Source organism: Pseudoalteromonas sp. Isolate6 (genome assembly GCF_022398435.1).
GTDB lineage: Bacteria > Pseudomonadota > Gammaproteobacteria > Enterobacterales > Alteromonadaceae > Pseudoalteromonas > Pseudoalteromonas galatheae.
This window is the reverse complement of sequence record NZ_JAKEVK010000009.1, coordinates 27,199-47,267: the sequence shown is the minus strand read 5'-3', so window position 1 is coordinate 47,267 and position 20,069 is coordinate 27,199. Positions and strand designations below refer to the sequence as shown.

General features: G+C 43.5%; 21 protein-coding genes. 6 read left to right on the top strand and 15 right to left on the bottom strand.

The window, feature by feature from the left end:
- Positions 1-55: 55 nt before the first annotated feature.
- Positions 56-1,114 (bottom strand): outer membrane protein assembly factor BamC, encoded by a 1,059-nt coding sequence (gene bamC, locus L1D50_RS02505; protein WP_128727847.1) that lies wholly within the window; start codon positions 1,112-1,114, stop codon positions 56-58.
- A 332-nt stretch (positions 1,115-1,446) separates the two neighbouring features.
- On the opposite strand from bamC, the gene L1D50_RS02500 reads away from it, so the two are divergent.
- The gene (locus tag L1D50_RS02500; protein ID WP_128727848.1) at positions 1,447-1,980 is read left to right on the top strand and encodes an ACT domain-containing protein; all 534 of its coding nucleotides are present in this window, start codon (positions 1,447-1,449) and stop codon (positions 1,978-1,980) included.
- A 9-nt stretch (positions 1,981-1,989) separates the two neighbouring features.
- The gene (bcp, locus tag L1D50_RS02495; protein WP_138521966.1) at positions 1,990-2,463 is read left to right on the top strand and encodes a thioredoxin-dependent thiol peroxidase; all 474 of its coding nucleotides are present in this window, start codon (positions 1,990-1,992) and stop codon (positions 2,461-2,463) included.
- Between the two features lie 77 nt (positions 2,464-2,540).
- Here the strand turns inward: bcp and putP are convergent, their stop codons facing one another.
- A complete protein-coding gene (gene putP / locus L1D50_RS02490) occupies positions 2,541-4,022 on the bottom strand; it encodes a sodium/proline symporter PutP (RefSeq protein WP_239965437.1) in 1,482 nt (493 codons plus the stop codon).
- A gap of 318 nt (positions 4,023-4,340) precedes the next feature.
- Between putP and L1D50_RS02485 the strand changes: the two genes are divergently transcribed.
- Positions 4,341-5,561, top strand: a complete 1,221-nt coding sequence (locus L1D50_RS02485) for an HDOD domain-containing protein (protein WP_128727851.1) — start codon at positions 4,341-4,343, stop codon at positions 5,559-5,561.
- Positions 5,562-5,650: 89 nt separating this feature from the next.
- Positions 5,651-7,669: a TonB-dependent copper receptor gene (locus tag L1D50_RS02480; RefSeq protein ID WP_239965435.1), complete on the top strand. Its 2,019-nt coding sequence runs from the start codon at positions 5,651-5,653 to the stop codon at positions 7,667-7,669.
- Positions 7,670-7,715: 46 nt separating this feature from the next.
- Here L1D50_RS02480 and L1D50_RS02475 read toward each other — a convergent pair whose 3' ends face one another.
- Genes L1D50_RS02475 through ccmA form a run of 10 tightly spaced genes read right to left on the bottom strand, consistent with a single transcriptional unit; the run spans position 7,716 to position 15,453 of the window.
- A complete protein-coding gene (locus tag L1D50_RS02475) occupies positions 7,716-8,447 on the bottom strand; it encodes a VacJ family lipoprotein (RefSeq protein ID WP_010369071.1) in 732 nt (243 codons plus the stop codon).
- A complete protein-coding gene (gene ccmI / locus L1D50_RS02470; RefSeq protein ID WP_128727853.1) occupies positions 8,448-9,731 on the bottom strand; it encodes a c-type cytochrome biogenesis protein CcmI in 1,284 nt (427 codons plus the stop codon).
- Complete coding sequence (locus L1D50_RS02465; RefSeq protein ID WP_128727854.1) at positions 9,728-10,192, bottom strand: cytochrome c-type biogenesis protein; 465 nt, start codon at positions 10,190-10,192, stop codon at positions 9,728-9,730. Before L1D50_RS02465 ends, ccmI begins: the two co-directional genes overlap by 4 nt.
- Positions 10,189-10,761, bottom strand: a complete 573-nt coding sequence (locus tag L1D50_RS02460) for a redoxin family protein (RefSeq protein ID WP_128727855.1) — start codon at positions 10,759-10,761, stop codon at positions 10,189-10,191. Before L1D50_RS02460 ends, L1D50_RS02465 begins: the two co-directional genes overlap by 4 nt.
- A gap of 1 nt (position 10,762) precedes the next feature.
- Entirely contained in the window at positions 10,763-12,721 is a 1,959-nt protein-coding gene (locus L1D50_RS02455) for a heme lyase CcmF/NrfE family subunit (RefSeq protein ID WP_128727856.1), read from the bottom strand.
- 1 nt (position 12,722) lies between these two features.
- Complete coding sequence (gene ccmE / locus L1D50_RS02450) at positions 12,723-13,202, bottom strand: cytochrome c maturation protein CcmE (RefSeq protein ID WP_128727857.1); 480 nt, start codon at positions 13,200-13,202, stop codon at positions 12,723-12,725.
- Positions 13,199-13,402, bottom strand: a complete 204-nt coding sequence (gene ccmD, locus L1D50_RS02445) for a heme exporter protein CcmD (protein ID WP_099030292.1) — start codon at positions 13,400-13,402, stop codon at positions 13,199-13,201. The genes ccmE and ccmD overlap by 4 nt, the downstream gene beginning before the upstream one ends.
- A gap of 2 nt (positions 13,403-13,404) precedes the next feature.
- Positions 13,405-14,142, bottom strand: coding sequence for a heme ABC transporter permease (locus L1D50_RS02440; protein WP_010369087.1), 738 nt, complete (start codon positions 14,140-14,142; stop codon positions 13,405-13,407).
- A 1-nt stretch (position 14,143) separates the two neighbouring features.
- The gene (ccmB, locus tag L1D50_RS02435; RefSeq protein ID WP_010606377.1) at positions 14,144-14,830 is read right to left on the bottom strand and encodes a heme exporter protein CcmB; all 687 of its coding nucleotides are present in this window, start codon (positions 14,828-14,830) and stop codon (positions 14,144-14,146) included.
- Positions 14,830-15,453 (bottom strand): cytochrome c biogenesis heme-transporting ATPase CcmA, encoded by a 624-nt coding sequence (gene ccmA, locus L1D50_RS02430; protein WP_081489968.1) that lies wholly within the window; start codon positions 15,451-15,453, stop codon positions 14,830-14,832. Before ccmA ends, ccmB begins: the two co-directional genes overlap by 1 nt.
- Positions 15,454-15,556: 103 nt before the next feature.
- Here ccmA and L1D50_RS02425 point away from each other — a divergent pair, with 103 nt between their 5' ends.
- Together L1D50_RS02425 and L1D50_RS02420 are read left to right on the top strand one after the other, a co-directional pair.
- On the top strand, positions 15,557-18,010 hold the full coding sequence (locus L1D50_RS02425) for a flagellar hook-length control protein FliK (RefSeq protein ID WP_239965433.1): 2,454 nt from the start codon (positions 15,557-15,559) through the stop codon (positions 18,008-18,010).
- Positions 18,011-18,015: 5 nt separating this feature from the next.
- Positions 18,016-18,312, top strand: coding sequence for an EscU/YscU/HrcU family type III secretion system export apparatus switch protein (locus L1D50_RS02420; RefSeq protein WP_010369096.1), 297 nt, complete (start codon positions 18,016-18,018; stop codon positions 18,310-18,312).
- Between the two features lie 33 nt (positions 18,313-18,345).
- Here the strand turns inward: L1D50_RS02420 and L1D50_RS02415 are convergent, their stop codons facing one another.
- The 3 genes from L1D50_RS02415 to L1D50_RS02405 are packed head-to-tail and all read right to left on the bottom strand — an operon-like array spanning position 18,346 to position 20,061.
- A complete protein-coding gene (locus L1D50_RS02415) occupies positions 18,346-18,777 on the bottom strand; it encodes a DUF2802 domain-containing protein (protein ID WP_128727859.1) in 432 nt (143 codons plus the stop codon).
- On the bottom strand, positions 18,778-19,275 hold the full coding sequence (locus tag L1D50_RS02410; RefSeq protein ID WP_102056492.1) for a chemotaxis protein CheW: 498 nt from the start codon (positions 19,273-19,275) through the stop codon (positions 18,778-18,780).
- Between the two features lie 24 nt (positions 19,276-19,299).
- Positions 19,300-20,061: a chemotaxis protein CheW gene (locus L1D50_RS02405; RefSeq protein WP_239965432.1), complete on the bottom strand. Its 762-nt coding sequence runs from the start codon at positions 20,059-20,061 to the stop codon at positions 19,300-19,302.
- Between the last annotated feature and the right edge of the window lie 8 nt (positions 20,062-20,069).

Here is a 20,069-nt window from a genome sequence, read left to right as displayed (position 1 = left end):
CACAAAAACAAAGAAAAGAGCCGAAGCTCTTTTCGTTTTTAAATTATTATATTTATTAAATCGTTAGACCTTTTTGCCTAAGCAAAGTGATTAAGGCTTGATGCAGATTATTCATAGTGTTTGCATCAAGTACGTTACCTTCGCTATCCCTCCAAGTAATTGACGTACGCGTATCCTGCGCTTGCGCGATCTTTATCGTGTAATCACCATTGTCTATTGGCAATACAACTGCTTCATCACCCCAGATAGAGTCCCAAACGCTGCTTTCAGGCGCTTCGTAACGTACCAAGACTTCCTGCTTTTCCCTATCAACACGGACAACCGTAAAGTTACTTCTTTCGAGGAAGTTAGAGAAACGATCAAGCACCGCTTCTTGACCTTTTTCAGTCAATAGCGCCGAATCACCATTTTTGTCAAAACCAAGTTCAAGTGCCAGTACCCCTTGGCGCTTACGCATTTCAACTTGTAGTAGACGATATTGATAGTCAAACTCGGTTACAACTTCATTAAGTGCTCGTACTTCTAAATGGTTCTTTAGAAGCGCAGTTAACTCGTCATCACCTTGATAATCGACCAACTCCGCACGAAGTGATGCGGTGCGCTGGTGCTCTTTTTGCTCCAAGGTAAATTTAAACTTTTGCTTGGATGGCTCTACACTTTCTTCCCAAAACCAGCCTTCTTTTGGTTTGATCAGAGAATACCAAGTTGTCGTCACTGTCCCTTGTGCTTTGTTATCACTTTCAAGCCCTGCGTTGTGCATTGCTACAACGCCATCCACAGCGCGCCAAATAAATGCCGGTAAATCTTCTATACCGTCATTCTTATCAAAAAAGATCCTTGCGACGTCTTCACCCTGCTCGACCCAACTGCCTTGCGCAACTGTCAAAACTTGCTGCGGTGCACGGTAGCTTATAGGCTCGGCCGTGTTTTCATATTGACCAACTGGCATTGCAAACTCAGGATCTCGGTAAGGTTGAGCCAAGCCTTCAGGGGCTTTCACCGGAGCATTTGCACGATAATTTCTTTCATGATGTGCATCATTTGTGAAAATACTACAGCCGCTTAGGCTCACGGCAATTCCAAGAACCAGTGATTTTGGGATCCAATACTGCACTCATTTACTCCTTAGCAAACCCTATTGTTATTCGAATCAAAGTTATGATTTAGGATTGCCGAATTGGTTCACACAAAGTTGCCAAAAATTGACAATCTCTGAATTGTTAGTGCTATGACATCGAATATTCCACCAAATATATTGGGAACACGTATTTCATAGCCAAAATTTTGCCCTATGTTACTTGTCATACATTAGAAAAACAAGCAACCATGCCTTGCAGGCACAATTCTATTTTTTATTACAACGCGCTAGCGCTAAAACTCAGATATGGTAGTATTTCGCGTTAATTATTAACCTTGGGCGCATTACGTGAAATCAGAGGTTCCAAAATGACCATGCATGCAAACCATCAACTTGTCTTAACCGCCATTGGAGAAGACAGATCTGGTATTGTTGGCGAATTGACACAGCTTGTAAGTGACTGCAATTGTAATATTATTGACAGTAGAATTGCGATATTGGGAAATGAATTTACCTTTATCATGCTACTTGCCGGTGATATGGCGTCTATTAGTCGTGTCGAGCACACCTTACCAGCCAAAGGGATGGAGCTTGGCCTCTTAACTATGATGAAACGCACCGCAAGCCATCAACAAGGCGAGTACAGTGCAGGTTATACTTTGGAATATGAAGGACTAGATACTCCTGGTACGTTAAGTAAAGTAACGCGCTATTTCGCAGCTCAAGGAGTGAATATTTGTTCACTGAAGTCCGATACCTTTGAACAAGATGACGAACTACACATGCGCTGCGAGCTTGAGTTTAATATCCCTGTGGATGTGGATATTGACAACTTTAAAGTTCAGTTCGAAGATCTTTCTCACTCCTTAAACGTAGACTATATATTTAGACGCATTCGCTAAGGATTTACTATGAATACTTTAAAAGCTGGTGATAAAGCGCCACTATTTTCACTGCAAAATCAAAATGACGAGACTGTAGAGCTTGCTACCCTGCTAAAGTCTCACCAAGTGTTAGTCTATTTTTATCCCAAAGCGTCGACTCCAGGGTGTACTGTACAAGCTGAAAATCTGCGTGACCACAAAGCCGAACTGGCTGACTTAAACACGATTGCCGTCGGCATTAGTCCAGATCCTGTGAAAAAGTTAAAGAACTTTGAAAACAAAAAAGAGCTGAATTTTGACTTACTTTCGGATGAAGACCACGCTATTGCTGACGAGTTCGGTGTATGGGGACTAAAGAAATTTATGGGTAAAGAATATGATGGTATTCATCGCCTATCTTTCTTAGTTGGTCAAGACGGTACCATCAAGCATGTGTTCAATAAGTTTAAAACCAAAGATCACCACGAGGTTGTGATTAATCACTTAAAAGGACAGGCTTAACGTAGCAAGTTGAGCTGTATATATTTGGAATAAAAAACGGAGCTTGTCGCTCCGTTTTTTATTCGCTTCAACTGACTTTAATCAAGCGCTTTTTCTACTTTATCAAATAGGGTCGTGATCTCTTTACTCGGCGCTTTAGTCATCAAGCTAACAACAAAGATAGCGATTGTCGCAACAATGAATCCAGGAACAATTTCATATAATGTCGCGCTAAGCGGCTCACCATTATAGGTAAATGGACCATAGATCCATACCAACACAGTCACCGCACCAGATACCATACCAGCAAGTGCTCCAGCAAAGTTCATGCGAGACCAGAATAAACTTATCAGCACCAGTGGGCCAAATGCCGCACCAAAACCAGCCCAAGCATTACTTACAAGATCTAGAATCGAGCTATCTCTGTCATACGCAAGGTAAATTGCAGCAAGCGCTACAACTAACACGCTAGTACGGCCAACAAGCACCAGCTCTTTATCCGAAGCGTGCTTATTCAAGAAAATCTTATAAAAGTCTTCCGTTAACGAGCTCGAACTCACCAACAGCTGTGAAGAAATGGTACTCATAATTGCTGCAAGAATAGCTGCAAGTAAGAATCCCGCAATTAGTGGGTGGAACAACAGCTGAGATAAAATCAAGAAAATGGTTTCGGAATCATCCACAACAATCCCATATTCATGAGCATAAGCGGCACCAAACAAACCAGTACCCACAGCACCAAGCGCAGCAACTATCATCCAGCTCATACCTATGCGTCGTGCCGTTGGCATGTCTTTCACACTACGGACTGACATAAAGCGCACAATAATGTGAGGTTGACCAAAGTAGCCAAGGCCCCAGGACATGGCTGAAATAATGCCAATTGCACCCGCCGAGCCAACCCAAGTTAACATCGTTGGATTTAACTCATTTAGTGTTTGAGATAGCGGATTATCGAGCAGTGAGAAGGTAACTAAAGGCACTAGAATCAAAGCGATAAACATAATGCAGCCTTGGACAAAATCAGTCAGACTTACTGCTAAAAAGCCACCAAATAGAGTATAAAGTACAACAACACTAGTTGTGATATATAAGCCGCTCTCATAACTTAGGCCAAAAGAGCTCTCAAATAGTTTACCACCAGCAACAACACCAGAAGAGGTATATAGCGTGAAGAAAACAATGATCACTAATGCCGACACTATTCTTAACGCGTTTCCTTTATCTTCCAAACGATTTGCAAAATAGTCAGGAATGGTGATCGCATCATTTGCATACTCAGTGTAAACACGTAGGCGTGGTGCAACCAATAAATAGTTAAGCCAAGCACCGATCACAAGGCCAATTGCAATCCATGTACTGCTAAAACCATACAAGAACATGGCGCCAGGTAGACCCATCAAGATCCAACCACTCATGTCGGATGCACCAGCTGAAAGTGCCGCTACACTTGGTGGTAAGCTACGACCGCCCAACATGTAGCCTGACACATCACTGGTCGACTTTTTATATGCGTATAACCCAATTCCCAACATCGCAATAAAATACAGTGCGAGAGAGATTATCGTACCTATCTCCAAATTAGCCTCCTAATTGTTCGTTGGGCTCTTCTCCAAATGTGAGCTTTTTCTATCACTTAATTATTCGATTTCTAACTCACTTTGAATAAAAGCCAAAAACATAAAGACTTCACTATAACACGCACAAACCATACACCCAACCACCTGAGACCGTTGACCAAAACTGTATTTTATTTTTAACTCAGTGAACAGGTTAGTTATTACTCGCTATGCGATTGATAATTACCTATATTAAGTACACTCAATTTCCCAACGTGACCTAACTGCGCTTTTACCTTATATTAAAGCCAATAGCATTTTGTTCGGATGGTAGTATCTATGTATTTTTATGCAGCTCGTCAGCCAATTTTTAATGTGCAAAGGGAGTTGATTGGCTACGAACTTTTATTTCGTGATAGCTTAAATAACGTGTTTCCCGAGATTGACGGCGATGAAGCAACGAGTCGTTTGGTGGAAGGAAGTCAATTTACCTTTGGTCTAGATGACCTAACGAACCAACACCCTGCTTACATTAACTTCACTCTAGAGACACTGGCAAAAGGCTATGTACAAATGCTAGCGCCAGAACAAGTAGTAGTAGAAATATTAGAAACGGTACAACCGGGAAAACGACTCTTAGCTTGTGTTAAAGAGTTAAAAGAGCAAGGCTATACGCTCGCACTTGACGATTATCAACATCAAAATGTGTGGCGTCATTTTTTTCCCTATATTGACCAAATAAAGGTCGATTTTTTGGCCTCAAATCTTGAACAGATCAATATTATTAAGGCCGCAATACAGGATTTTCCTCAAATTGATTTAGTAGCAGAAAAAGTAGAAAGTTACGAGCAGTTTGAGCTTGCCAAGTCGCTTGGTTTCAAATATTTCCAAGGCTTCTTTTTTGCCAAACCCGAAATGGTCAAAACCAAATCACTGGCGCCTTCTGAATTGGCCATGGCAGAGTTACTTTACGAAACATCAAGCGTTGAGCCTGATCTTGCTAGGATCACTCAGGTTTTTGAGCGGGATGTAAACCTTAGTTATAAACTACTCCGATATGCCAATAGTGCCGTGTTTAAGCGCAGAGCAGAGATATCGACAATTAAGCAAGCCTTGGTTGTACTCGGCAATGATGAGCTTAAGCGCCTGATCTCATTATTGTTTGCTTCACAGCTCAATACTGAAAAACCCAAGGAGCTGCTTTCACTGTCCTTATTGCGCGCACATTTTATGGAAGCTGTAGCAACCAAGGCCAAGAAGATCTCCGATACCGGAAGCACATTTTTGGTTGGCATGATGTCACTAATGGACGCCATTCTTGATGACGATATGGCAAACTTATTGACGAAATTACCCTTATCTCAAGAAATAAAATCAACTCTCCTGAAAAAGCCAAGCGCTTTTGGTATCTATCTGGATCTTGCAGAATCGATGGAAAAAGGTGACTGGGGCAGCGTTGAAACCATGTCAAAATCTCTTGGCCTAAGCAGTCAAAATATCGCAGAGTTATATCAAAAGTCACAAGTTTGGAGTGACACTCAAATAAAAGCGATAGAGTAACCTATTAAAGGATGCGACAATCTGTCGCATCCCGCTAAGCGCCTGATAGCGATAAAATAAGTTCACTAAAACAACGTCAAAGTGAACATATGAAACGCACTCTACTCTCTCTTGCTATTGCTTCCTCATCATCCATAACGCATGCTGATGAAATTGAAAAAATCGTTGTTATCGCACCGATGCAAACACCAATCACGCTTACAACGGACGCGAAAGCAGTACGCCAACCTCTACCCGCACAAGATGGTGCAGACTTACTTTCTTCTATTGCTGGATTCTCATTAATTAAAAAAGGGGGGGCAAGCGCAGACCCTGTGTTTCGTGGTATGGCTGGCTCAAGAATTGCCATCATCGCCAATAATGGTCAAACGCTTGGTGGTTGTGGTAGCCGCATGGATCCACCAACGGCTTATATCACGCCACAATCCTATGACACCTTAAAGGTCATCAAAGGCCCACAAACTGTGCTATATGGTCCTGGCAACAGCGCTGCGACTGTCGTGTTTGAGCGTGAGAATGAACGTCTTGCTAAGTCTGAAATAATCGGCTTCACCAATGCAGTGCTTTCAAGCCAAGGTCGCCATAGTATTAATAGCGATATCAAAGCTGGTAATGAACACGGCTACGCCCGTATCGCCGCAAATTACAGTGATGCCGATGATTATGAAGATGGCAATGGCACCGAAGTTCATTCCGCATATGAGCGCTGGAATATAGACACAGAGTTTGCCTACACTCCTACCGATGACGCCTTCTACTCCATGACTTACGGGGTCAGTGATGGAGAAGTTGCCTATGCCGATCGTATGATGGATGGCAGTCTCTTTGACCGTGAAAATATTGGCCTGAATATCAAGCTATCTTCCTTTTCATCACTGATTGAAGAATTAAAGTTTAACGCTTATTATAATTATGTTGACCATATTATGGACAATCATAGCTTGCGTCCTTTTGTTGCTAACATGATGATGAAAGCCCCAACCTCCTCCAATCCTGACCGTAAAACATATGGCGCGAACCTCACATTAACTTCAGAGATCAATACCCAGCATACTTTTGTCTACGGTGTCGATTATCAAGCAAACGAGCATCGTAATCGAGTCAGCCGAAATCAATTCAACAACCCGGTAGAAACGATGCCTCGCCAAATAGATGCTGAATTTAGACAACTCGGTGTATTTGCCGAGTTCGAATATCAATTGAGTCGCTCCAGCCAATGGGTTAGCGGTTTGCGCATTGATGATTGGCAAAGTGAAGATCATCGCACCATGTTAAACGCAATGATGTCAATGAAACCAAATCCAACCGCCCTACAAACAAGAGACGATACGTTATTAAGCGGATTTAGCCGTTATCAAGCGCAAACTGAAAACAGCAGCTATTTTGTCGGCTTCGGCGTTACAGAGCGCCTTCCCGATTATTGGGAAGTGGTTGGTGGCAGCCGAGGAAGTGAAACATCTATTTCCGCCTTTAATGTCGATACCGAAAAGACCATGCAATTAGATGCAGGATTGATAAAGCAGTTCACAGACGTTAACTTCAATTTCTCGGTGTTCTATAACCAAATTGACGACTATTTACTGATAGACAATATGTTTAAAAAGATGAATATGATGTCAAAAGTGACCAGAAATATTGACGCGGAAACCTTCGGCTTTGAAGGGGAAGTAATGTGGCAAGCGAGCAAAGCGCTACAACTCACCGGTAGTATCAACTACGTAAAGGGTAACAACCTTACTGACAATCTCGCATTAGCTCAGCAACCGCCTCTACAACTACGTATTGCAAGTAATTACCAATTAAGTGATAAGTGGCAATTAGGCGGATTGCTACGATTAGTACGACACCAGCACAGAGTTGCGATTGGGCAAGGGAATATTGCGGGGCAGGATATCGCTGCTACGGCAGGCTTTGGCACGCTTTCACTCAATACCAATTATCAATATAGCGATGCAATACAGCTCAGCGCTGGTGTAGACAATGTGCTCGATAAAACCTATGCCGAACATTTAAGCCGTTCCGGCGCCGCGGTAAGTGGCTTTGACCAAATTGACCGAGTCAATGAACCTGGGCGAACACTCTGGGCAAATCTCAACTGGCGCTTTTAACCGTATACTAAGATAACCAAAAGGTCGGCGATGGCCGACCTTATTTTTACAAGTTCTCTAAAAAGTTCTCATCAAAATCATCAGGCTCTTCTTCTATTGGCGGGTTACCATCGAATAGCTCATACAACTGACGTTGATAATAGACATCCTTTAAAAAAGTGTACGGATCAAGCGACTCATTTAGCAGCTTTTCCTGTGACATCAAAGCCGCTCTTGCCTCAACTGCGCGAAGTGCAAATACTAATACAGTCTGAGGCGTTGTGAGTGCGATTTCTGGTAACACAAAGTTATCGACCACATCACCCGTTAAATTCCTCGCTGTTGTCGGCCCCATACCAGGGATCATAATATACGCACCATCACCAACGCCCCATACCCCCAAAGTTTGGCCAAAGTCTTCATCTTTTAGCTCAAGACCTAGGGTTTTCGCGACATCAAATAGACCAAAAATACCAACGGTAGAGTTGACTAAGAAGCGAGCAACATTGATTGCCATATGGTCAGGCTTGCCCTGCAGCGCCGCGTTTACCGCATCGGTTGGCGCGGCGATATTGGTGGTGAAATTAACAACACTACTGCGTACCGGAGCGGGAGTCACCGCAACATACCCTTTAGCAACAGGGCGTAAAATATAGGCATCCAGCACATCCATGTTGAAATCATAGAGTGGGCGGTTAAGTGATTGAAATGGATCTCGTGGATCCTTTTTCTCTTCGGGTACTTGCGCACAACCGACAATGGTCAGCGCAAGTAAGCCCGTAAGCACGGCTTTAAGCATTTAATTCCCTGTATTTGTTAAGACACGACTAATCTCGACAGTGAGCTGATTTTCGCCCTGTTGAAGCTCAATTACGCTTGAAACACCCTCAAGTTCTCCATCTGAAGGCATTACTGAACCATCATTAGAAATACGAGCAGTGACCGTAATTTGAGAAAATTTCGACAAGGTTAATTCAGGCATCATTGCCATACTATCATCTAGATTTACTGTCATTGGCAAGTTAAAGTTTGTAATTTTAGCTACCGCCAATGGCATTGCGGGTCCTTCAGCAGCTTTTGCAAAAACGAACAATGTACTGTTTTTAGGAATATTATTCTGTAGCTCTGCTGAAATAGTTACCGTAGCGACAATACTGGCGTTAGCAGCCACAGTCTCTTCAGAATATTGACCTAGCTGTTGGTCGATTTCCGCAATCCGTCCTGCGATCATTTCATAACGCGGATCGTCTTGAGCCAATTGCGACAACAAGACTTCAAATGCGGCTTTCGATTCTTTCCAATCTTGGCGTTCATAAGCAATTAGCGCTAACAAACTTATCGCATCAACATTAGTCGGATCATTCTTAAGCACTTTTGATAACATTTTTGCCGCGCGATTCATACTAGGCTCTGAACCCTCTATCAATAACACTTGGCTATAGTTCACTAAGACATTATTGTTATTAGGCTGCATCACAAGGGCTTTATCAAAAGCCTGCATTGCCATCTCAAAATCATTGAGTGACATTGCAACACGACCAAGTAACATCCATGCCACTGCATCATCGCCAGCAGTTGCTAGTTTGGTTCTTAGTCCCAGTGCAAATGCTTGTAATTCATTAGCGCTCAGCGGCTCACCCGTTTGCATTACTGCGCGCTCACCATACTCAGGTAACTTTTCAATGGCTTCATTCCAACTCGCAATTTGCCTATGGTTCCCCGTGTAGTAGTAAAAAACCCCGGTTACTAGCACCATAAAGGCAATACCCGTCAACGCCAAAACACGGTTGTCTCCGCGACTCGTCAATGATTGTTCAGGCGATAACTCATTCAATAAGCGACGCTTTAACTCAATCAAAGATTCATTATAACTGTCTTTTTCGATACGCTGATTAGCAAGCTCTTCTGCTAACTCTTCCAAACGCTGATGATAAATATCGATACGCTCGGCATTTGCGTCGTGATCAACCGTGATACGTTTTTCCTTTTTTATAAACGGAAAAACCACAAAGAGACCGGCAAATATGCCCAGCAGAAGAAACAAAAACCACATTTGGGTTAAATCTGTCGAGAATTCGCTCACTGCTCACGCTCCTGACGTTGATATTGGTTAATGAGCTCAGCCAGCTTTTGTTCGTCCGCTGCATTCCAATCTTGCTTTTTCGCAGCACGTTTTTGACGAAATACAATAAAGCCGAAGCCTAAAATAATGATTGCCACTGGCAGTACCCAAAGCACGATTGTTGCAGGCGTAACAGGTGGTTGATAATGAACGAAATAGCCATAGCGGTCGATCATATAATCAATAACCTCTTGCTTAGACTGACCTTCATTAACCAATGCAATGACTTTATCACGCAGATCTTTGGCAACGACAGCATCTGAATCTGCAATGTTTTGGTTCTGGCATTTCGGGCAACGTAGCTCATGTGTCAGCTCTCGGAAAGTCTGCTCACGTTCCGCTGTAGCAAAGTTATATTTGTCTTCCGTTGCTTGTGCTGCTGCGGTAATCATCATTAAAAGCAAAACAATTACATATTTCATTGCGTTAACTCCTGATAGATTGCCGCAAACTTAGTGCGCCACACGCGTTCATTGATATCGCCAGTATGATGCAACAAAATCTTACCTTGCTTATCTACCAAAAAAGTCTCTGGCGCGCCTGAAACCCCTAAATCCAGCGCTAATGTACGCTCCAAGTCGAGAATATTAAACTGGTATGGGTTACCTGCACGACTCAGCATATTATTGACATCTTGTCTTAGTGCATTGATATCAAACTGGTCGCCAAAATCTGGGTCATAAGCCTGCTCGTAATACAGACCAATTATTTTCACTCCGCGCTCTCTAAGCTCAGTTAAATAACCCAGCTCAGCGATACACGTTGGGCACCAAGTGCCCCATACGTTCATTAAGTAGACTTCACCCTTGAGCGAGTCGGCCGTCCAGATTTTATCACTATCCATTAGATCGGGTAATGAAAACTCAGGCATAGTATGCCCTAAACGGCCTGTCTGAAGTTCTCTTGGATTACCGAATAGTCCTTGATATAGAAACACACAAAGAAAAATAAATATCAAAAAAGGCACTAAACCTAATAACTTACGGTTCATGTTAAGCCTCCACTTGAGATGATTTTTTCACGCGGCTGCGGTAGCGTTTATCCGCAAGCACAATGAAACCGGCAAAAGAGATGAGTAGCCCACCAAGCCACATCCAACGCACGTAGGGTTTGTGATAAATCCTCAGTGACCAAGCACCCGCAGAAAGCGGCTCGCCTAGAGCAAGATATAAGTCACGGAAGAAGCCATCATCAATCGCGGCTTCGGTCATAAACTGCATCCCTATATCATAGCGGCGTTTTTCCGCGTATAACTCGACAACCTTGTTACCATTTTTGAATACCGTCACTACGCCTGCATGCCCACCATAATTCGGGCCTCGAATTTCTTTTACGCCATCAAAGCGATATTCGTACTCGTTTAGCTTCGCCGTTTCACCGGGTTTCATGCTTACAGAGCGTTCAACAGAGTATGCGGAAGTTAACGTCACCGACGCGATAACAAAGGCAATACCAACGTGCCCGAGCACCATTGCCCAATAGCTCAGCCCTAGCTTTTTAAAACCGATTGCTACACTTGGGTGAACGGTCACTTTATTAAATAAGTCAGCGGCAGTAGCCACACTTATCCACACAGCTAAAGCGGTCGCAACAAATGTCAGTGGTGCCACCACTTCATAGCTTGAGTACAACCAGGTCGCTGTGAGCACTAAACTAACCGCAATCAACACAGCCCACTTTTTCACCAGCGGCGGCATCTTATTTTGTTTCCAACGCAACATAGGCGCTAAACCCAGCAGAATCGCGAACGGAACGATTAATATCGCAAACATTTGATTAAAGAAAGGTACGCCAATAGAAATAGAGCCTAAACCCAGCTCTTTGTGGATCATAGGCAATAACGTGCCCAATAATACAATCAAGGTCGCAACCACTAAGAAGATATTGTTGATCCACAGCGCCACTTCACGCGAAATGAATTGATAACGCCCTTCGCTATACACTTGAGCTACGCGCATTGCGTATAGTGCTAAACTACCACCTACAACCACTGCCAAGAAGGACAGGATATATAAACCACGGTCAGGATCGGTTGCAAACGCATGCACCGAAACGATAATGCCTGAGCGAACGATAAAGGTGCCAAGTAAGCATAAACTAAATGCAGTGATAGCAAGTAGCACTGTCCAAGACTTAAACACACCACGCTTTTCTGTTACTGCGAGTGAATGCAATAAAGCGGTTGCGACAAGCCAAGGCATCAGTGAAGCGTTCTCTACTGGATCCCAGAACCACCAACCGCCCCAGCCTAGCTCTGAGTACGCCCACCAACTGCCAATGGTAATACCTAGCGTAAGAAAGCCCCATGCAGCCATTGTCCAAGGACGTGACCATTTAGCCCAAGTGTTATCAAGTTTACCGGTTAAAAGCGCAGCAATTGCAAAAGAGAAAGACACGGATAAGCCCACATAACCCATGTAAAGGAGTGGCGGATGAATGATCATGCCAGGGTCTTGCAGCAATGGGTTTAAATCACGCCCTTCAACAGGAAAGTAAGGAAGCAAACGTTCAAACGGACTCGACATCCAAAGGGTATAAAGCATAAAGCCCACACCTAAAAAGCCGAGTACACCTAGCACACGCGCTCGCAATACCCATGGTAACGATTTTGACATCACCGCAACCAACATGGTCCACATGGATTGCATCACCAACCATAGTAAGATTGCACCTTCGTGCCCTCCCCAAGTTGAAGTGATTTTATAATACCAAGGCAAGGTGCTACTCGAATGATGTGCCACATATTCAACTGTGAAGTCATCCATTAATGTGATGTAAATCAGCACCAAAAATGAAAACACCACGAGGATACACTGACCCACAGCCAGTGAAGGGGCGGCTTTCATCAGCCTTAAATTACCAGTGTAAGCACCCCACAATGGGAAAATACACAGTAATAAGCTCAATGCCATCGCCAGAACTAAGGCGAAGTAACCTATTTCTGGGACCATCTTAGTTCTCGCTGTTTAAATTATATTTTGGCTTTTCGTGCTTAATGCCTTTCACGGCTTCTGCCACTTCTGATGGCATATACTCTTCATCGTGTTTGGCAAGCACTTCAAACGCTTCGACTACATTAGACTCAACTAATGTCCCTTGTGCTACGATACCTTGGCCTTCACGGAATAGATCAGGAAGAATGCCTTTATAACGGATAGTAACCATAGGACCGGTGTCGATAAGTTTAAATGACACATCTAAAGACGTTTCATCACGCACCACGGAACCTGGCACAACCATACCACCAATACGCAGTTTCTGGCCTATCTGCGGTATTTCTTTTAACTCACCTTTACCTTCAACAAGCTCGCTCGGCGTGTAAAACAGATTAATATTTTCTTGTAGTGCGTAAAGCGTAAGCCCGACCGCCGCGCCAATACCAAAGATAACGGCTATAACGGTGAATAATCTTTTTTTGCGTCTAGGATTCATGCTTGCGACTCCTCTTTTGCTTTTTTAATGCGTGCTTCTCTTGCCATTTGCGCTTTAACTGCTTGCTTTAGCTTCTTACCATCCAAGATAGAGCCGACTAAAATACCAGCCAGTATTAACGCACATGAGCCAAATGAGAGCCAAACATAAAAGCCATAGCCACCCATGGCTAAAAATTCACTGAAGGATTCAAACTGCATGATTAACCCCTATTCACTAATTCGCGGACCCAAGGACGGTGTTGCTCGCTTCGTAAAATTTCATTTTTCAAACGAATTAGCGTAACCACGCCAAGCACACCTGCAAACGCCACTATGTTGATAAGCAAAGGCCACAACATGGAAGGATCAATCGCTGAAGTATCAAATTTGGTGATAGTTGACCCCTGATGCAGCGTATTCCACCATTCTACTGAGAAATGAATAATAGGCAGATTAACAACCCCGACAATGGCAAGGATACAGGCAGCTCGACCACCTGATTTTTTATCTTCAAAAGCGTGATATAGAGATAAAACACCAAAGTACAAAAACAATAGGATAAGCTCTGAAGTCAATCTTGCATCCCAGACCCACCAAGCGCCCCACATAGGTTTACCCCAAGCAGCACCAGTGATTAACGCAATCGCGGTCATTGCCGCACCAATTGGCGCAATGGCGATTACCGCCAGTTCAGCATTTCGAATTTGCCATACCAAGGCAACAATAGCTGCAATAGCCATAGAAGAGTATGCACCCATCGACCAAATAGCCGATGGCACATGAATAAAGATAATACGATAGCTATCTTTTTGTTGGTAGTCGGCTGGCGCATAGGCTAACCCCCAAACCCATCCAACAATTAAGCCCACTACCGCAATCACGGCAAAGTAAGGAAGCAAGGTGTTACACAGTTGGTAAGCACGCTCCGCTTTGGCATAAGGATGTAACCACTTCCACATTTTAACTTACACTCACTCTTAAAGCTGACGATATGGCAATTGGTGCGGCGACAATTGCGACGGCAAGCATCGCACCAAGGATTGCAAGTTGACCACCATACGCTAAAGACATGCTACTGGTATCTATGGCGGACGTTGCAAAAATCAATACGGGGATATAAAGCGGAAGGACGAGTAAACTCATTAAAATGCCACCCTTTTGCAATGCAACGGTGAGTCCTGCGCCAATAGCCCCAATAAAACTTAATAACGGTGTACCTATCAGTAAGGTCAATACAGTCGCATTAAGAGACTGCGACTCGAGATTCATTAACAGCGCGAACAAGGGCGCAAGCACCACCATTGGCAAACCACTGACTGTCCAATGCGCTGCTACTTTTGCTAATACTGATAGCGATAAAGGATAAGGTGAAGCAATCAATTGCTCTAATGAGCCGTCGTTGTAATCGTCCCTAAATAATTTATCTAGACCTAACATAGTCGATAAAAGCGCCGCTACCCAAATAATACCCGGTGCCATTCTGGTAAGCAGCGCAGGTTCGGGTCCAATTGCTAACGGAAATAAGGTGATCACGATTAAGAAAAACAACAGCGGATTGACTATCTCAGCGCGTTGTCTAAAAGCCAAGGTCACATCTTTGGCATAAACCGATTTAAAAGCTAACCAATAAGAATGTTGAGTCTGCATTACAAACGGTACTCCAACGCCAAAGTTTGTAACTGTGCAAAGTGTGCGGTGAGATCTTGGTGGGTCGTCAATAAAATGGCGCCCCCCTTGTCGAGATGAGACTGAAATTGGGTTTGCAACATGGCGACCCCTTTTTTGTCCAGCGCAGTAAATGGTTCATCTAGCACCCAAAGCTTGGCTTGATTTAGCCACAAACGTACTAACGCTACACGGCGCTGCTGACCCGCAGATAACGTTCGCACAGGTACATCTTCAAGTCCGATTAAGCCGAGCTTAGCAAGCAGTGTATAAACTTCTTCTTCATCTGCCTGAGCGCCGTGAACCATAAGCCAATGTTGGACATTTTCGTAGGCACTAAGTTGTTGATTGACACCTGTCTTATGACCAATAAATAATAAATCGGCTGCGAATGAATCATAATCATCACGGATATCAGTGCTGTTGTAGCGGATCTGCCCTTCGTCCGCTCTAGCGAATCCAGCAATGATCCTCAACAAAGAGGTTTTTCCGGCACCATTTGGGCCTTCAATTTGCATGATCTGCCCCGCATGGAGAGTGAAACTTAATGAGTCAAACAAGCATCTATCTTGTTTGGTACAAGTGACGGCGTCTATCTCTAGCAAACTTGGGCTTCTCTTTACCTAAAATTGGGCGTTAGTCTAACATAATGGTATGGTAATACGAATAATCCGATGCGACCGATTAGCGAAAATTTGATTTAAAATAATGAATAAGCTGCCAATTACGACAAATACGACGACAGCATCTGTGATAAGCACAGATAATAGCGAAGTATCGAGATTAGACTTAGCCAAAAACCAACCGTTTGCAGCAAAGAATATCCAAATTAGTAACGATAAACTAAAAATGGATGTGGCAATTGATGGCCGCTGGCAAACTATCCAACTTGCGCTTAAGCCTCCAACTCAGCCCAATCAGCTTCCAGAAGCACAGGTTAGTATCGATGAAACTGGCAAGATGGTCACCTTTCAAACGCCCAAATTACAAGCGCAAGTAACGCTGACAAAACAGCTTTTTGATATTTTAACGACGCTAAAGACGCATACGTCAAGCCCAGTAGTACAGTCTTCAGCAACCACGTTGCCAGACACCACATTACACATCAAGGCGCTTGATTTAAAAGTACCGCTTCCACAAGCCGTGGCACAATTGCTCGCAAGTGAAAACAAACTCATTGCCCACCTTAGTGCCCAACAAAGTAATGTCTCCTTGCAAGTCGTCAATCAATTTAAAGACTTGCTGTTTAATACGGCTTTACCTAAGTCAATGATTGCAAAACTTATCTCTAGTCAACTTAGCAGCGTTGAGATAAAACCGCAGCCAAGCGGATTAACACTTAAAATTAATGACCGTCCTGTAATCTTATCGCCAATTAGCAGTAACTGGCCGGCCGCCACCACATGGCAAAAGGGCGAAGTAAAAACGGCTTTCAATGGAATTGATATCACTAAACCTGCGCAGCAAGTAAAAGTAGAAACCATAAAGCCGCTTAGCGCTTTGCTGCAACAGGTAAGCGCGGTTAGTAAGGAAGCCCCATCACAGCTTGAGTCACGCTTAGCATCAGTACATACGCTGGCGTATGACAAACCGCTAATAGAAGTCAATCTGCAACAAATTAAGTCAACGGTAGTAAAAGCGTTGCAAGTCCTGATCGGAAGACCTTTTGGGAAGCCACTCACAAATCAGCTCAATCAATCCGCGAACTCTCAGCTAAAAAACGACCAAAGTGATATATCGAAGCGTTCGGCCTCAAGATTATTTGCGCAAAGTGAGATAGTGAGTGCTCACAACGAGAATAAACCAAGCACCCCACTACAACAACTCACAAACCAAATAAAACTTAATCTTACAGAGCTGATGGCAAAGCAACCGTTACCACTGCAAAAAAGTCACGTACCTTTGCAAAGCGAAAAGTTAGCCAACTCTATTGCTCACTATTTACAACACCAGCTCGCAGCGACACCAAAATATCAAGCGCCACCAGTCGATTTTGAGGTGAAACAAAAGGCTCTGTCCTTATTATTGGACACCCTCACAGGTAAACAATCGCTTAACAATAAGCAAACTGAACAGCTGACACAAGTCTTAGAGCGGCCGCTTTATCGTAAAGCGAGCTCTACACCTGTAGATTCTGCTAAAATATTCCAATTGCAATCTACACAATCACAAGGCAAGCAAATAACCGCTACGCCTTCCCCAGTACCACAGCCTACCAGCAATCAAATTAAAGGGATTATTGAAGCCCTGCTTGCACTGCCCATGGCTAAGGCCGAACAAAAAAAAGAAAACACACAAAATATACTACACCAAGCTTCTGCAACTATTGAAAGGCTCACAAAAGCAGAAACATTCAAACAGACGCCTGAGTTACAGAAATTAGTCAACCAAGCATTTACGCGTTTGCTTGATGAGCGCTCGGTCAACGCGATTACCATTAAAAACCAGTTAGAAAGCCAACTGGGCATGGCAACCTTTGCCAACACGCCAACAAGTTTAACTCAATCGAGCTTTACACAAATGTTAGACCGTTTAATTGTGTCACTATTAGGTAGTCAGGTGGCAAACCTAGCTCAGAGTAATGATCAAGCAACACAAAAAATACAAGCTTTGCTGGATGCACTGCTACCGCAGCTGAAGTTGCTCTCTCCCAGGCAAACAGCAGACGCGTTACAACAGCCACAAGCAAAAGAGCTGTTAAACGAATTGGGGCAATTACATAACCAATTACAACCGCAACAATCACACACTACAGCGACCAACTCTGCCAAACAAGACAGCGAAGCGCAGTTGATTGTTAACCTGCTCTTCCCCACTAAAGTAGGACAAGAGCAACAGCAAACACAATTACAAATAGGTGAATATAAAAAGTCGCCAAAACCTGGCATGCCAGAGAAATCTGTGTGGTTTATTCGTCTTTGTTTTGATTTTGCAGAGAAAGGTCAGATCCATGCCCAAGCAGAGCTGATGGATAAAGCCCTAGAATGCGCGTTGGTAGCCACTTCTAATCAGGTCAAGAAGCTCGCAGAACCACATTTGACAACGCTCAGGCATAAGTTAGCATCACATGGGCTGCAAGTCGCTGAGATAGGCCTTAGGGAAGAAGCCAGCTTTCAAGATAAGTTCTTTAATGAACACGCAATTATCAACATTAAGGTGTAAAAGAGATGACACAAAAATCTGCTATTGGACTGTTATATGAAGCTGGAAGCGCACCTCAGGTTACCTTTAAAGGATATGGCGAGCTGGCAGAGGAAATTATTGCGCTGGCAAAAGAGAAAAACATCATGATCCATGAAGATGAATCATTAGCACAAACACTTAGTGCGCTTGAGTTACACCAAGAAATCCCAAGGGAGCTCTACTATGTGATTGCTGAACTCATCGCCTTTTCTTACATTATGCGTGGGAAATTTCCACCTGGCTGGGAAGGTTTTCGTGGCAAGCTAGATATAAAGGCATAGCCAAAATTTTCTAGCTTGCTACTTTCTAGACGATTATTTTGATTTGTTATGTAAAGACATGAGCAGCTCTGCTTCTGCTCTTGGCAGCTCACACTCGCGCATTACTTCTTCAATATCAGCGCCAAGTTCCACCATTTTCACGGCGCGAGAATACATTTTTGCGTCGGGGTCATCATATTTTTGTGCTGCTTGCTGATTCGCAACATCATTTAATTCTTGCTCGGTTGCGACCACCCGCTTACCAATACTCATGATACTGGCGCGTAACTCTGCAACTTCGCTACGTAATATTGCTATTTGTTGCTCAGCCCCTTTTAGTGAGCTCGAAAGTTGCGCTGTTTGACCCTGCGCATTCTGTAGTTTTTTACCCATCACAAAAACAAACCTCAAGCATACTAATGCAAGTATGCTTGAGGTTATTGATATGACGAGTAAAACTGTTTGTGCGTTTACTACTTCAGACATCTAGATATGACTCAGCTCATCCCATTCATCATCGTTTAATAGCTTATTAAGATCGACTAAGATCAATAGCTCGCCTTCTCGATTTGATACGCCTTGGATAAACTTAGCGCTTTCTTCTGTGCCAATGTTTGGCGCGCTGTCAATTTCCGAGCTACGTAAGTAAACCACCTCAGCAACGCTATCGACTAATATACCAATAACTTGCTTCTCGGCTTCGATAATCACAATTCTTGAATTATCCGTGACTTCTGCACTTTGCAGGCCAAACCTAGCTCGCGTGTCTATAACCGTTACAACGTTACCACGCAGATTAATGATCCCCAGCACGTAGCTTGGTGCACCTGGGACTGGTGCAATTTCGGTATAACGCAATACTTCTTGCACTTGCATTACATTGATACCGTAAGTTTCCTCTTCAAGCTTGTAAGTAACCCATTGCAATACTTCATCATTACTATCAGCATTTTTGTCTGCAGAAAGTAGTCTATCTTGGCTCATGGTTTCACTCCATCAATATACTAGTTACTGCTCTCGACTATCGAGGCCTTGTTCTAGCAAACGGTTTAAATTCTCTACATCAATCAGTGCGCACATTTTTTCTTTAATCACCCCAGCCAACCAAGGACGTTTACCATCTGCTGTGCGCCACTTTATGTCTTCAGGCTTGAGTGTTAGGTTGTTGACTAGTTTTTCAGCTAACAGTCCCCAGTTACTATCCCCAAGCGTAATCAAATACTGGTAATCCAGAGCATCTTCTAATTCTGGTGTTAATTTTTCAGGCATTACCCATCGCGCAGTATCAACAACATTGAGCTTTTCTTCACGATTTAGCATGACGCCTTTGAACCATTTAGGTTTACCAAAGAGTTGATTGACTTCGCCCAGTTGGTGTATTCCCCCAAGTGATTTCAGCGGAACCGCCAGTGTCAAGCCTGCCACTTCAAAAAACAATGCTTGGAATTCACCTTCTTGATAGGCATCCCTTGCCGAGACGGATTCTATCGTTGCCTGTTCTTTGATAATAGATGTATTTTCAGTGACTTCAAGATCTTGAGCTAATTTACTCGATTGTTCTTCAATAACATCACTTACCTGTTCCTGAGGCTCGATTGCCACCACAGCTAGGGGTTCTGTCGTTTCTAGCTCTGGTTCTGGCTCTTTTACTTGCTCAAGCAGCTTTGCAACCGGCGACAATTCGCATTGTTCAATCTCTGGTTCCTCTTGTAACAGGGCGCCAAGATACTGCTTCATCACCTTTTCATTTGCAAATAAATGCTTACTCATTATGTTCT

Excerpts from the sequence above, each read along its gene's own strand:
- L1D50_RS02410 (WP_102056492.1), bottom strand. The coding sequence starts at position 19,275 with ATGAGCCAAGATAGACTACTTTCTGCAGACAAAAATGCTGATAGTAAT.
- L1D50_RS02415 (WP_128727859.1), bottom strand. The coding sequence starts at position 18,777 with ATGTCTGAAGTAGTAAACGCACAAACAGTTTTACTCGTCATATCAATA.
- L1D50_RS02460 (WP_128727855.1), bottom strand. The coding sequence starts at position 10,761 with ATGAACCGTAAGTTATTAGGTTTAGTGCCTTTTTTGATATTTATTTTT.
- L1D50_RS02465 (WP_128727854.1), bottom strand. The coding sequence starts at position 10,192 with ATGAAATATGTAATTGTTTTGCTTTTAATGATGATTACCGCAGCAGCA.
- L1D50_RS02440 (WP_010369087.1), bottom strand. The coding sequence starts at position 14,142 with ATGTGGAAGTGGTTACATCCTTATGCCAAAGCGGAGCGTGCTTACCAA.
- L1D50_RS02455 (WP_128727856.1), bottom strand. The coding sequence starts at position 12,721 with ATGGTCCCAGAAATAGGTTACTTCGCCTTAGTTCTGGCGATGGCATTG.
- L1D50_RS02405 (WP_239965432.1), bottom strand. The coding sequence starts at position 20,061 with ATGAGTAAGCATTTATTTGCAAATGAAAAGGTGATGAAGCAGTATCTT.
- L1D50_RS02475 (WP_010369071.1), bottom strand. The coding sequence starts at position 8,447 with ATGCTTAAAGCCGTGCTTACGGGCTTACTTGCGCTGACCATTGTCGGT.
- L1D50_RS02480 (WP_239965435.1), top strand. The coding sequence starts at position 5,651 with ATGAAACGCACTCTACTCTCTCTTGCTATTGCTTCCTCATCATCCATA.
- L1D50_RS02425 (WP_239965433.1), top strand. The coding sequence starts at position 15,557 with ATGAATAAGCTGCCAATTACGACAAATACGACGACAGCATCTGTGATA.
- L1D50_RS02500 (WP_128727848.1), top strand. The coding sequence starts at position 1,447 with ATGACCATGCATGCAAACCATCAACTTGTCTTAACCGCCATTGGAGAA.
- ccmD (WP_099030292.1), bottom strand. The coding sequence starts at position 13,402 with ATGCAGTTTGAATCCTTCAGTGAATTTTTAGCCATGGGTGGCTATGGC.
- L1D50_RS02420 (WP_010369096.1), top strand. The coding sequence starts at position 18,016 with ATGACACAAAAATCTGCTATTGGACTGTTATATGAAGCTGGAAGCGCA.
- ccmE (WP_128727857.1), bottom strand. The coding sequence starts at position 13,202 with ATGAATCCTAGACGCAAAAAAAGATTATTCACCGTTATAGCCGTTATC.
- bcp (WP_138521966.1), top strand. The coding sequence starts at position 1,990 with ATGAATACTTTAAAAGCTGGTGATAAAGCGCCACTATTTTCACTGCAA.
- L1D50_RS02485 (WP_128727851.1), top strand. The coding sequence starts at position 4,341 with ATGTATTTTTATGCAGCTCGTCAGCCAATTTTTAATGTGCAAAGGGAG.
- ccmB (WP_010606377.1), bottom strand. The coding sequence starts at position 14,830 with ATGCAGACTCAACATTCTTATTGGTTAGCTTTTAAATCGGTTTATGCC.